Annotated in this window: 5 protein-coding genes; all 5 read left to right on the top strand. The window is 42.7% G+C overall.

The window, feature by feature from the left end; all coding sequences use genetic code 11:
* Window positions 1-20: 20 nt before the first annotated feature.
* The 5 genes from D6856_RS03320 (at window position 21) to D6856_RS03300 (ending at window position 15263) form a co-directional block, all read left to right on the top strand.
* On the top strand, window positions 21-1319 hold the full coding sequence (locus D6856_RS03320) for a GHKL domain-containing protein (RefSeq protein ID WP_120685720.1): 1299 nt from the start codon (window positions 21-23) through the stop codon (window positions 1317-1319).
* Between the two features lie 128 nt (window positions 1320-1447).
* Window positions 1448-4384 carry a glycoside hydrolase family 3 N-terminal domain-containing protein gene (locus D6856_RS03315; RefSeq protein WP_120685719.1) on the top strand — a complete coding sequence of 979 codons (2937 nt, stop codon included), beginning with the start codon at window positions 1448-1450 and terminating at the stop codon, window positions 4382-4384.
* Window positions 4385-4443: 59 nt separating this feature from the next.
* A complete protein-coding gene (locus D6856_RS03310; RefSeq protein ID WP_120685718.1) occupies window positions 4444-6870 on the top strand; it encodes a glycoside hydrolase family 3 C-terminal domain-containing protein in 2427 nt (808 codons plus the stop codon).
* Between the two features lie 36 nt (window positions 6871-6906).
* Complete coding sequence (locus D6856_RS03305) at window positions 6907-7458, top strand: GtrA family protein (RefSeq protein ID WP_120685717.1); 552 nt, start codon at window positions 6907-6909, stop codon at window positions 7456-7458.
* 332 nt (window positions 7459-7790) lie between these two features.
* Window positions 7791-15263, top strand: coding sequence for a DUF6531 domain-containing protein (locus tag D6856_RS03300; protein ID WP_120685716.1), 7473 nt, complete (start codon window positions 7791-7793; stop codon window positions 15261-15263).
* Window positions 15264-15305: the final 42 nt, after the last annotated feature.

The raw sequence follows: 15305 nt of genomic DNA, 5'->3' as shown, positions 1-15305 counted from the left end.
GATTATTTGGAGGCGAATACGTGGACGCTATTTATCAGGATATTCCCAGAATATATACGGCAATAGCGGAATGGCTTGCATGCGTAAGCTATTGCTTTGTTCTGAAAAGAAAAGTTAATAACAAGAGATTTACTTTGTATTCTATATTGGCGCTGGTGATTCAGAGCGCTTTTCTTGTGCTCACCAAGAACCTTCCGGTTGTTTTCTGGCTTCCGTGCATGCTTATCGCGGTTGTTCTTATGTATGTCTACATGTACATTATCTGCGATGTCACGGTGAACGTTATCGGATATTATTGCGCAAGAGCGTTCCTTTTGGCGGAGTTTGCGGCTTCGCTCGAGTGGCAGCTTGCATGCTATTTCCTTGCAAAGACTCCTTCCAAGATCGTGCAGGTCATTATTTTTATCACTGTATATGGGCTTGTTTTTGTCTGGGCTCATTATATGGAAGTCAGCATCACAAGGGGCGTCAACCAGCTTGAGATCAACACGCATGAGCTGTGGGCCGCGATAATAATAGCCGCAGCGATATTTGCTTTCAGTAATCTTAGTTTCATCTTGCAGAACACACCGTTTTCATCAGAGGTTGCCGCAGATATCTTTTACATCAGAACTCTTGTCGATATCGCGGGCATAATGATCCTATATGTATATCAGAGCAGGATCTGTGAGCTTCTTGCGGAAAAAGAGCTTAGAAATATCCACGCGATGCTTAAGGCCCAATACGATAAGTACAGGAACTATCAGAACTCTTTTGACCTGATAAATATGAAATACCATGATCTTAAGCACCAGATAGCGGGGCTTCGAGCAGAGATGAGTGAAGAGGAGAGAAAAGAGTGGATAGATACACTTGAGCAGGAACTTGAGGCGTACAGTCCCGAGCTGCAAACGGGTAACAGCGTGCTTGATACGCTTATTGCTGGTAAGATGCTTAACTGCCGCGCCAATAATATCAAGATAACCTGCGTTGCTGACGGAAATATCCTTGATTTTATGCATGTCGCGGATATATGTACTATATTCGGAAACGCCCTGGATAACGCAATCGAGAATGTATCCTTGATCGACGATCCGGAAAAGAGACTGATCCACATCGCGATATCACCGAAAAAGAACTTTATCCTGATACAGATAAACAATTACTGCGAGAGCAGGCTGACGATAAAGAACGGATATCCCGTGACGACCAAGTCCGATAAAGGAAATCACGGATTCGGACTTAAGAGTATAAGATATACGGTTGAAAAATACCACGGAACACTGAATTTTGACATAAATGACAAGTGGTTTGAGCTGAAAATTTTGATACCGCAATAATCCGTTCACGACAAAAATCGTACCGTTTATGACAAAAACGGCACGATTTTTTTATTGTGTTAACCTCGAATTATAGTAAATATATCCTGCACTTTTGTAAAAGTGCGAATAAAAAGGGAGGTTATATCATGTTATCTATCAATATGGACGACGTGTTAAACGTCATTTCTTCTATCAGACCCTATTTGATAGCTATCGGAATCATAGTTGCACTTGCCGTTGCATGCATGGTTGCAGTTATGAAAATGAAAAAGCCGGTTAAGAGGCTTGTTAGAGGTACAGCGCTCGTAGCCATGATCGTTGGTATCTGCGTGAGCGTAAATATGATCTGCACAGGACCTATGCGTACAATGCTTGATCTTGTGAGCGGAAGCGGAACAATCACAAAAGAAACATCTGACGAGGCTACTGTTCTTGCTAAGCAGATCGCGGAAGAAGGAATTGTTCTTCTCGAGAACAAGGACAACACTCTTCCCGTAGCGTCAGGATCTAAGCTCAACGTATTCGGATGGGCTTCAACAGATGCGATCCTTGGTGGAGCAGGATCGGGATCACTTAATGATGCTTATGCCAAGATCTCACTTCTTGATTCTTTAAAGGATGCAGGAATTGAGACTAACACAGAACTTACAAAGTTCTACACAGATTATAAGACAGGAAGACCTGAGGTTGGAATGTGGGCACAGGATTGGACACTTCCCGAACCCAATATTTCTCTTTACACTCAGGATCTTATAGACAATGCAAAGAATTTCTCTGATACGGCAATGATCGTTATCAGCCGTTCAGGTGGTGAGGGTGCGGACCTTCCCGCTGATATGGTTGCAGTTGTAGACGGATCGTTCCAGGACGGAACAACTTATACAGCAGGTGTGTATGACGACACACTCAACGAAGGAAACGACTGGGATGCAGGTGATCACTATCTTCAGCTTACAAACAGAGAAGAAGAGATGATCGACCTTGTATGCGATAACTTTGATAAGGTTATCCTTGTTTACAACGGAGCAAATTCTTTTGAACTCGGATTTATAAATGATCACCCTCAGATCAAGAGTGCTCTCTGGGCAGCAGGAATGGGCCACGTAGGAATGGCAGCTCTTGGTGAGATCGTAACGGGTGAGGTTAATCCTTCGGGAAAAACTATCGACACTTATGTTTATGATTATGAGAAGACTCCTTGGTGGAATAACTTCGGTGACTTCAACTACACAAATATGGATGACTTTGCTTATACTTCCGTAGGATTTACAGGCACAGAGTCAACATCTATTGTTTCATTTATCAACTATGTAGAGGGTATCTATGTAGGTTATAAGTTCTATGAGACAGCAGCTCTTGAGGGACTTATCGATTATGATCAGACAGTTCAGTATCCTTTCGGCTACGGACTTTCATACACAAGCTTCAAGCAGGAGATGGGTGAGATCACAGAAGCTGACGGAAACATCTCTTTTGACGTAACTGTAACCAATACAGGTGACAAAGCAGGTAAGGATGTTGTAGAAGTTTATTACAATCCTCCTTACACAAACGGAGGTATCGAGAAGGCAAGCGCTAACCTTGTTCAGTTTGAAAAAACAGGAATGCTTGAGCCCGGTGCTTCCGAGACAGTTAACATCACATTCGCAGTAGAGGATATGGCTTCTTACGATTATCAGGATGCTAAGGGCTATGTTCTTGAGGCAGGCGAGTATGTGATCTCGATCAACTCAGATTCACACAATGTAATTGATTCAAAGACATACAATGTCGGAACTACTGTTACATATAACGGAGATAACAAGAGAGATAGCGATCTTGTTACAGCAACAAATACTTTTGACTATGCTAACGGCGGACTTACATATCTTTCAAGAGCTGACGGATTTGCCAACTATGAAGAAGCTACAAAGGCTCCCGCAAGCTACGAGATGAGCGCCGATGCAAAGAGCACTTTCTATAACATCAGTAACTACCTTACACCCGAAGCTACAGCACAGGATGAAGATCCTGCTGCACAGGCAATTAAGACAGGAGCATCAACAACTCTTAAGCTTGCCGACCTTCGCGGTGCAGACAGAAACGATGCTAAGTGGGATGAGCTTCTTGATTCAATGTCGCTTGATGATATGAACGCACTTATTTCACTCGGCGGATATCAGACCAACTCAGTTGAGTCAATCGGCAAGGTTCGTACAAACGACTGTGACGGCCCTGCTTCAATCAATAACAACTTCACACAGGTCGGATCACTCGGATTCCCTGTAGGAGTTACAATTGCTGCTACATTTAACAAAGACCTTGCTCACAGCTTTGGTGATTACATCGGAAAGATGGCTAATGAGATGGATGTATCAGGTTGGTATGCACCTGCCATGAACATTCACAGAACAGCATTTGCAGGACGTAACTTTGAGTACTATTCAGAGGATGGAGTTCTTTCAGGATACATCGCATCAGAAGCTTGTAAGGGTTCATGGGAGAATGGTGTATATGCTTACATCAAGCACTTTGCCATGAACGATCAGGAGCAGAACAGACTTGATATGCTCTGCACATGGTCCAATGAGCAGGCTATCCGTGAGATCTACCTTAAGCCTTTCGAGAGATGCGTAAAGAACGTTGATCTCTGTGCGGTAATGTCTTCCTTCAACTATATCGGTAACCGTTGGGCAGGCGGCAGCAGCACACTTATGAAGACTGTACTCAGAGATGAGTGGGGCTTCAAGGGCTTTGCACTTACAGATTACTTCGGTGTATACGGATACATGAGCTCAGATCAGGCTATCAGAAACGGTACAGACTGCATGCTCGTTAACTATCCTACAGCAACAAACAACGTACAGTTCAGAGAAACACCCGGTGCTCAGACAGCAATGCGTGATGCTACCAAGAACATTCTCTACACTGTAGTTAACTCAAGAGCTTATGCTCCCGAGAACCTTAAGATGGGCATGGCTAAGTGGCAGGTTATCATGATCGTTGTTGATGTGATCCTTGCAGCACTTATGGCATTCCTTATGTTCAAGTTCATTAAGAGATATCTTAAGGAAAAAAATACTGAGCAGGTTACTGCTGAATAAATAATTTCACGGTGGGGGGCTTCTGCCCCCTACCCTTTAAATATAGAGAGGGGAAACCCATGAAACATCAGGATATCATTGAGAAGATGACAATAGAAGAAAAAGCAGCGTTCCTTAGCGGGAAGGGAGAATGGCAGTCAAGAGATTTTGAAAGACTCGGCATTCCTTCAATCTTTTGCTCCGACGGCCCTCACGGCGTAAGAAAGCAGGCAGGAGCAGGAGACCACCTCGGACTTAACGCTTCATTGCCCGCTACTTGTTTTCCGACTGCTGCAACTATCGCAGGAAGCTGGGACGAGGAGCTTGGTGAGGAAATAGGAAGTACGCTTGGTGAAGAGGCAATGGCTGAAGGCGTTAACGTGCTTTTGGGACCCGGTCTTAACATCAAGAGAAGTCCTCTTTGCGGAAGAAACTTTGAGTATTTTTCCGAGGATCCTTATCTTGCGGGTAAAATGGCGGCTTCATACGTTAAGGGCATTCAGTCAAAAGGCGTTTATGCATGCCCTAAGCACTTTGCGGTCAATTCTCAAGAGCTTAGACGTATGGCGATGAACTCTGTTATCGACGAGAGAACCCTTAGAGAGATTTATCTCACCGGATTTGAGATCGCGGTAAAAGAGGGTAAGGCCAAGACCATCATGTCAGCATACAATGAGATCAACGGAACTTACGCCAATGAGAATAAGCATCTTTTGAATGATATATTGAGAAAAGAATGGGGCTTTGACGGAATCGTTATCACCGACTGGGGCGCATCAAACGATCATGCTCTCGGTGTTGCCGCAGGCTCCAACCTTGAGATGCCTAATCCCGGACTTGACTCGGCCAGAGAGCTTATCGAGGCAGTTAAGTGTGGCAAGATCAAGATGAACGACATCGATGAAAGAGTTGATGAACTCCTTGATGTTGTTCTTGCTCTTAATGAAAATGCCAAGGGAAAGAGCGATGATTTTGACAAGAATGCTCATCACAACATTGCAAGAAGAGCGGCGGCAGAGAGTGCCATTCTTCTTAAGAATGAGAGCTCTATCCTTCCTCTTAAGCAAGGAACTAGTGTTGCGGTTATCGGTGATTTTGCTTTTGTTCCGAGATATCAGGGAGCAGGCTCATCACTTGTTAATCCTACAAAGATTGAGACAGTTGTCGGAATGATAGATAACTATAACCTTAAGGTTGTAGGAAAGAGCAGAGGTTATTCAAGAAACGGAGAAGAGGATGCTGCAACCAAGAAAGAAGCTCTTGATCTTGCAGCAAAAGCTGATGTGGTTCTTTTCTTCTTTGGACTTAATGAAGACAGCGAATCTGAGGGAATGGACAGAAATCACATGAGAATTCCTCAGAACCAGATCAATCTTCTTCAGGAGCTCGGTCAGGTTAATCCGAATCTTATCGGTGTGATAAGCGCTGGCTCTGCGATCGAGATGCCTTGGCACCATTATTTCAAAGCTCTTCTCCACTGCTACCTTAACGGTCAGGCCGGAGCAGGTGCGGTACTTGATATACTTACGGGAGATGTTAATCCTTCAGGTAAGCTTTCTGAGACTATTCCCAGAAGACTGGAGGATACAGCATGTTATCGTTATTATCCGAGCCGCGAAAGAACTTCCGAGTATAAGGAAAGCCTCTATGTGGGCTACAGATATTATGACACGGCAAACATACCTGTTCTTTATCCTTTCGGTTTCGGACTTTCATACACAAGCTTTGAGTACAGCAATATGAAAGTTGATAAAGAAGGAGCTTCTTTTACCCTTAAAAATATCGGAAGCAGAGACGGAGCAGAAGTATGCCAGCTCTATGTTTCTCTTAAGGGAGCCAAGGTATTCAGACCTAAAAAAGAGCTAAAGGGCTTTACAAAAGTCTTTTTAAAGGCAGGAGAGAGTAAGGAAGTCAGGATCTCTTTTGACGATAAGACATTCCGTTACTTTAACGTTAAGACTGATAAGTGGGAAATAGAAGAAGGCAACTACACTGTAATGGTCGGCGCAAGCAGCCTTGATATCAAGCTTTCGACGGGACTTTACGTGGATGGAACGACAACGGATTATCCTTACGAGCCGCTTAGTCTTCCTTCTTATTATTCCGGAAATGTGCAGCTTGTTGACAATTCCGAGTATGAAAAGCTCCTTGGAACGAAAGTTCCCGACGGAAAGTGGAGCGGGCTTCTCGGTGAGAATGACGCCATTTGCCAGATGTACTACGCAAAGAGCGGACTTGCAAGATTTGCATACAGACGCCTTACGGCCATGAAGAAAAAAGCCGACGAGAGCGGAAAGCCCGATCTCAATATCATGTTTATCTATAACATGCCTTTCAGAGCAATGGCGAAGATGACTCAGGGCGCTGTCAGCATGGAGATGGTAGACGGAATAGTTAAGCTTGTAAACGGTCACTTCTTTAAGGGCCTTGGAAAGATAATCGGCGGATATTTCAGAAACAGCAGAAAGAACCGTGCTTATGAGAGCATGCTTAAAAGAGCTGAATAAACCGGTATATAAGTATAGTGATTTGGAGGAAATATTATGAACTTTTGGAATGAATATGCTACTAAGCACCCAAAAGCAGCAAAGTGGATAAGAGAGGGCGGACTGTTTGTTATTGTCTCTAACGTTATCACAGTCTTTAAGTATCTGATACTTCAGTTCCTTCCCTATGCATTCAAGGGACTCGGAGACAGAGCTTTCGGCTGGCCCGGTATTCCCGTTAATCTCTTCGGAGTTGATTTTAAGTGGAACATCATCGGTTATGACACAGCGCAAGGCGGACTTGCATACTTCGCAGCATACATGGTCGCTATGGTAATAGGAGAGTGTGTAAACTTCCCCATCCAGCGCAGCTTCGTATTCAGAAGCAAAGGAAACATCTGGTATCAGGCGATGTGGTACTTCATCGCATTCTGCGTGATCACTTGCATAGTTAATTCCATCAACTGTGCCTGGGTCGCAGTAGCCGGTCAGTTTGTTCCCGACTTCGTCTACAACATCGGAACAACAGTGCTTAACGGCGGTGTCAGCATGGTAATATTCTTCTTTGTTAATAAAATTATCTTCCCTGAGGGAGAAGCGAAGGCTTGAGCATTAGCCGGAAAGCGCATAGATACTTGATTTGACGAGAATAAATGAGAAAATGACAGAAACCATCATAGATTTTTTTATCTATGATGGTTTTTTCTTTTTAGGATGCCACATTCCAGACGCAACCTTTCATTCGGTAACATTTTATTGTTAAATAAATGTGAAAAATAAATAAAATAAACTGACAGCTTATTGAATAGTTTCCAAATTGCAGGTATAATCCTTAACATTAGTTGTTATTTCTGTTCTTTTTATGAAATAATTGACAAAAAAACGCTTATAAAATTCTAAACGCTTATAAAAAACTAAATAAAGGAAGGAGAATACAATCGATGGGAGATATTAAGGGGAGCGCCGGAGATGGTATCGAATGGCATCAGAAAAAAACAAGGGATTACTTTACAAGTTGCTTTGAAACTTATAATCATTTCCTTGAAATGTCGGATGATCTGATCTTTGCATTGCTTAAATATGTCAATGACGAGACACATGTAGGTCCGGAAGCTGATGCTTCTAAGGCGTTTGTAAATGAAAGACAGATCCCGATAATTGAAAGTTCTATTTACTGTATCCAAAAATTGCAGAGTATGATGATGGGAAGCGGCTTTGAAAGCAATGTGCCTCTTCTCGAGGATTTTATTGCCGATATGGCCGAAAATGAGGAGGCTGTAATAAAGTCTGATCACATAGAAAAAGTTATTGAAGACTTTGCCGGATACAATACAAAATTTAAAGCAGTGCATCCTAAAGTGAAGGAGATTCATGATCTTGTTGAAGAGGCAGTAAGAGACTGCAAAGAGGTCACAAGAAAAAGTTTCACTAACCCCAATCCTGCCGCTACAAATACTTCATTAGATGCATTTGTTAAAGAAGACAGAACAGCCGGATTCGTTCCGGAGTTTAAAAATAAATTCTTAGCTTTCCATGAAGAGCATAGTAATGATATAGAGGGAAGTGCGTTTAAAGAGCTTCTTGATACGATAGTCACCAATACGCAGACTATACTTGAAGGACTTCAGAAAGGTACTTTTGATATAACAAAATACTCCGGAACCAACGGATCACTTAAGTGGGTAGATCCCGTTAATTTAAATGCCGAACAGCTGGATGAGTTTATAAAGTACCTTCAGAGCTATAGATTATACCTTCAAGGATTCATTGATAGATGCCAGGTTTACAGATATGATCCCGTCAATCTTAGTAACGGAAATTATATAAATGACAGGGTTGATATTGAAATCGGTGAGCTCGGTTTCAGAAGGTTCTACAACGCCACAAGTGACTTTAGCGGTTCCTTGGGACGCGGTTGGAGCTGTAAGGCAGATATCAGACTTCGTGAAGAAGAGGATGGAATAAAGGTCACCTATCTGGACGGAAGAGAAGGCCTTTATAAAAAGCTTGATCAAACCGAGAATTCTTATTATGAAATTCATGGTGAAATAGGAATTCTCAAAAAAGAAAACGGTTATTACAAGATAGAAAAAGAATACGGAGAATACGAGGAGTATGATTCTGAAGGCTATCTTGTGGCAGAAGGTAATCACACAGGTGAGAAGATCCGTATAAATTACGCTGATTCACGTCCTGTGAAGATTGAATCCAATAACGGTTTATTTTTAGCTCTTTTATACAATAAGGACGGAGTAATTGTCGGAGTAACCGACAGTGAAGGAAGAAAGGTAAGCTACGGATACGAGACAAGAGGAGAGGGAGATCTGAAGGAATACTTCCTTACTGATGTAACGTATCCAAACGGCAGTACAAGAAAATATATTTATGACGAAGCGGGCCGTATACAAAGCGTAATAACTCCCGACGGTATTGTTTCGCTCCAAAATGAATATGATGAAAACGGACGAGTGATTCATCAGATTTATCCTGATGGCGGTGAGATGTCATATAGCTATGACGATGAGAAGCATGTGACGACAGCAACAGAGCAAAACGGGCTTAATGTAGAGTATCTTTCCGATGAACTCGGAAGACATATAGGTACAAGATATGTAGGACTTACAAAGGATCATACCGGACAGGATCTGTCGGATGATAAGAACATCATAGAAGAGAAGTTTACATACAATAAACGAAACCAGAAGACGTCCGTAACCGATAAGAACGGCCATACAACAAGATATAGCTATGACAATAAAGGACATCTGACAAGAATAATCGGTCCCGAGGGGCTTAATGAAAGCTATACGTATGACTCGGAAGGAAGACTTATTTCCAAGAAAGACTCTGAAGGAAACAGATACAAATACACTTACGACTTTGAAGGCAATCTTTATAGCGTTACCGATCCTGAGGGAAACAGGACAAAGTATGACTATGAGAACGGAAAGATTGTAAGAATTAAAGACGCTGAGAGTAACGAGATCAGCATAGCATACGATGAAAACGGAAATATAAGTGCCATTACCGATGCAGCGGGTGTGACGGTTAAGTACATTTGCGACAAGCTCGGAAGAGTAAGTAAGACGATAGACGCCGAGGGCAATGAGACCGGATATAGCTTTGATGAGACCGGAAACATTACAGAGGTTATCGACCCGATCGGTAATACGACTTCATACAAATACACTAAGAGTAATCTTCTTTCACAAGTTATAAATCCTGACGGTACATCCAAGGTATGGGGGTATAACGAGATAGGAGAGGTTGCCTATTTTAAGGATGAAGAAGATAGAGTCACAGGATTCTCCTACAACAATTTGTGGAAAAAAGAGAAGATGACTCTTCCTAACGGTGGAGAGATACTTTACTCTTATGACCTTTTGGGAAATCTTATAAAGACAACGGATCCCGAGGGAAGAAAGACAGTATACAGCCACGATAACGAAGGTAATGTTCTTAGCGTAGGAATAGAATCAGGTGAAAATAAGACACTTGTAAAAACAGCATATACTTACGATAAGCGTGGAAGAGTTCTTTCAGAAACGGATGCTGAAGGTAATAAAACAATTTATTCATATGACAAGAACGGAAATCTTATCTGCAAGACGGATGCGCTTGGAGGAAAGACTTCATACGAATATGACAGCCTACAGAGAGTAATAAAGATAACAGATGCCATAGGTAGAGATACTATCTACACCTATGATAAGAACGGTAACGTAGAAACAGTAACAGATCCTGCAGGAGTAGTGACAAGAAATCACTACAGTAATGACAGGCTTATTAAGGTCACCCAAAAAGAGAGTGAAGGAGAGGCTAAAGAGCACACCATCAGATCTCTTGAGTATGATGCCTGCGGCCGTATAAAGACAGAGAGACTTTGCGGCGGCTATGCCGTTACCTATGATTACGACAAGGCCGGAAGACCAAGTGTCATAACAGCTCCAAACGGAAGGGTCATTAAGAATGTCTATGACTCCATGGGAAGAATCAGAGAGCAGGATGATTGCGGAACAAAAATTTATTACACGCATACGGGAACAGGCAAGCTAAAGAGCATAACAGACGCCTGCGGAAATGAGATCATTTATTCATACAATGAGCTCGACCTTCTGTGCAAGGTAGAGAGAAAGGGTGCGGACAGTGAGGCTCTTGAGGCACACGTGACAACATTTGAACATGATCTTTCAGGTAAGCTCATCAGTGAGACAGATGCCCTTTCGCAGAAGACTCTCTATAGCTATGATGACGTGGGAGAGCTTGGCTCAACGATAGACAGAGACGGAAATGAGACGGTTTATACAAGGGATGGAAACGGAAATATAACAGGAATACGTTATATGGACGGTAATGAAATTCTTTATAAATATAATGCCCTTAACGTGCTTCATGAAGTAAAGGATAAGATTGGTCTTACAAAGATTGATACCGATATTCTCGGAAGGATTGTTAAAGTGACCAATCCAAGAGGAGAGGCAGTCGGATACGAATACGGAGCAAGGGATGAAAAGACAGCTATGATCTATCCTGACGGAAAGAGAGTAGAGTATTCATACGATGTCTTTGGAAATCTTACTGAGCTTAGAGAAAAAGGAAAAGATGATAAGGAACAGAGTATAAAGTACATATACGATGAGGAAGGAAATCTCAGAGAGAAACTGTTCCCTAACAACACAAGTACAAAGTACGAGTATTATCAGGGAGGCTTCATAAAGTCACTTGTAAGTACTGATAGGGATGGTGTTCTGGATAAGTACGAATATACTTACAACAAAAAGGGAAATGCTACTCAGGTAAAGAGAGACAGAAGAGGCCTCGAAGGCGTGAGCGGCACCTATATGTACAGCTATGACGAGCTTGGAAGACTTACAGAGAGTAAGAAGGATGGCGTGCTTGTGGATAGCTATTCTTATGATGCCTTCGGAAACAGGGTTTGGAAGGAAAGTAACGGTATAAAGACTACCTATTCTTATGATGTACTTGATAGGCTCGTAAAAAAGGTCGAGACCGCAAAGGATGAGACTAATACAACAAGTTACTCATACGATAGGAGAGGAAATCTTATAGAGGAGTATGAAAATGAAGTACTTTCAAGATCATACGGCTTCAACATGCAAGGATTACTCGAGAGCAGTGTAATAGATCCCGAGAGCGAACTGCAAAGAAAGATCAGCTATGAGTATAATTTTGCCGGCATGAGAGTTTCCAAGGAATCTGACAGTGAAAAAGTTCATTACGTTACAGATGTCACCATGGATCACAATAACCTCATCATGGAGATAAAGGATGATGAAGTAATAACATACACCTACGATGAAGATGTGGTAAGTGCTGATAACGGAAAGAACAGGAGTTTTTATCAGACGGATGAGCTTGGAAGTACCATGTATCTTACAGGTACGGATGGAGCTGCATACTGTTCTTATGCATATGATGTTTTCGGCAACAGGATGGATCCTAAGACAGGAGAATCCTATAGAAAGACTGTGGATGGACATAAGTACAGAAAGCGTGGAAACATCATCCAGCCATTTGCTTTTACGGGATATAGAGAAGAGGAAGATGGTAAGTACTATGCCCAGGCAAGAGAATATGATCCTATATCCGGAAGATTTACAGGTGAGGACAGAGTAAGGGGTATAATGACAATCCCGGATTCTGTCAACCATTATCTGTATTGTATCAATGACCCTATCATATATGTCGATAACAACGGACTGGCTTGGAAAATATTCGAGAAAATAGGAAGTGGGCTAAAGACAATAGGAAATGGGATAAAAGATTTTGCATGTAATACATGGAATTCGATAAAGGAAGATCCATGCAAGTTTTTAGCGTCCACAGCTACCGGCATTCTTGTCGGAGCTGCCACATTTTTTGGGGCAACAGCTCTTTCTACGATGTGCCCTCCGTTAGCGCCTGTTTTTTTCGCCGGTGCAGCAGCGTTAACGGCTGGAGCAGCTAATGCGGCAGGACAGCTTGCAAGTACAAAAGATGAGGAGCATAAATCTTTTAATTTCAAGGAATTGTTTGTTTCAATGGGTGCAGGAGCTATAGGAGGCGGCTTATTTGGAGGTGCAGGCCTTCTTGCTGGACAGTCTTTTGCTCGACCAATAGTGCAAGGCTTAGCCGGCGCTGTGTCAGGAGGCGCGACCGGCGCTGCACAAGATATTGGCATGAAGGTAGCTGATGGAAAGCCTATGAATATCTTCGAGACTATTGGTAACACAATATTTGGGTCTCTTTTGGGCGGCCTAGGGGGTTGGGGATTTAGCAAAGCAGGACAGTCAGCTACAAATAATCCTATAAATCGTATCTGTACCACTGAGAATGGAGCTCCTGCGAATCCTGCTGCAGGTGCCAATGGGGCTGCAGGAAATACAAGACCGGCCGCAGGCGCAGCAAATGGACCTGCCGGAAATCAAAGACCGGCCGCAGGCGCAGCAAATGGACCTGCCGGAAATACAAGACCTGGTGCAGGCGCCAATAAACCTGCAGGAAAGGATATACCATACACTCAAACATTACAAAAGGTAGGAGAACCAAAACCGGCTACAGGTGCAAATGAACCTGCCGCAAATGTGAGACCGGCTGCAGGCGCAGCCAATGAACCGGTCGAAAATGTAAGACCGGTGAATAACGCCGATGCAGCAGAGAATGTGCAACGCGAACCGAGTGTAGTACCATCTGAGAGAGGCGATACGGATGTATATTACTATGAATGGCATCCTGATGAAATATCTGAAATTGAAATGCCGGATCATCTGGATGTGCCGCCGACTATGGAGTTTAATAATAGCGTTAATAGAACGCCAACCGTACCGGAATTGCAAGCAGAGATAGCAGCATGGCAAGCAGAGCAAGCAGCGAGGCGAGCAGCAGAAATAGCAGCGAGGGAAGCAGCAGCGAGGCGAGCGGCAGGGCAAGCAGCGAGGGAAGCAGCAGAGAGACAAGCAGCAGAGATAGCAGCAAGGCAAGCAGCAGAGAGACAAGCAGCAGAGCAAGCAGCAGCATTAGAGGCAAGGGAAAGGGATGGAATACCTTTAGATGCTTGGGATTCAGCTAATTACAATGCGCCACCAAATGATGTGCGATCATCATATGATTTTTCTGATCTGAATGTGGATGAGTTCGATGGTGGAATAACTTTCGGAAGATCTCATACACCCGAAACTGTAGGACGTGAAATAAATCCAAACTCTGTAGATGCACGTCCAACGGGAGAAAACAATTTTATTGAGGATAATAGTTATGAGATTCTTTCTGATTCAAGCGGTGAATTTGGACAGAGAACACCTGAGCCAATTAATGCTCATGATTTAAATGAAGACACAATCAATATTAACGATTTTTTCGAGGTTGATGAAGCAGGTATGCCGATACGGAATAATGGCACGCCTAATAATAATGGTGTGATTAGAGATGATGTGATACAAGCAAACTTCTTTAGAGTGTTTTATAATAATCATCCGGCAGGTGGTGCAGGTGGTGGAATCTCAAGGAATAATGCGAGAATAGGTCACCCGAATGATAATGGTGGTGTAACAACGCCGGTACATAACAATGCTCCTGAAAGCGTTGTAAATAACGATGTGCATGAAAATGTATCAGTACATAGCAACACTACGGGTGAATATGGAAATACCGAAGCTATGAATACTGCACCGAATCCTGCTCCACAACAAGTACCGGGAACAATTACTAGAAGTAATGCGGTACATAGAAGGCCGGTACAAAGCAATGTAGCTGAAAATGGATTTGATAATCGTGCTCCACAACAAGTACCGGGAAGAATTGAACATGAATCAATATTCCCTGATCAGGAATCGAATACTAGCAATCTTTCAGCTGAATATCGGGAAAATGCAAGTGAATATGGATTTTCTGAAGAGTCGTATGCGGATAGTTCGATATTAGAGGATGATTACGGAAATCCGATTAGTCCAATATTAAGCGAAGATGCTGTTTCAGAAGTAGGAAGCATAGCAAGTGGACACAGTGTTGAATTGGGAACAAATGAACATAGACCGATATTCCCTGATAGTGAATCGGATTTTAGCGGTTCTTCATTTGAGATAAATTTGGATGAAAGCATTCCTCCATATTTGCAAGATTCGGAGTTAATGAATGTAGCAGAAATCGCAGATCATGGATCGAATCATGCGCAGCAAGTACCGGGGAAATATGAACATGAATCGATATTCCCTGATAATAAATCGGATATTAGCGGCCCTTCGTTTGAGCAAGATTCGGCAGCGAATTCGAATGGATCATATGATTCGAGCGAAATATCATTAACGTCATTCGAAGGTTTCAGCTCTGATGAAGTATCAACTAGTTTATCGGTGGAAGAAGCGGTAGATGAAAATGGTTATGTGAATAATGGACGGATATTGCCTGACAACCTATAAGAGATTTTTTTTGAAATAACGGTTAAACCCGTCGTATAGGAA

The organism is Butyrivibrio sp. XB500-5, assembly GCF_003625505.1.
GTDB lineage: Bacteria > Bacillota > Clostridia > Lachnospirales > Lachnospiraceae > Butyrivibrio.
The sequence above is the reverse complement of the archived record's forward strand: the minus strand, read 5'-3'. Positions and strand labels throughout refer to the sequence as shown.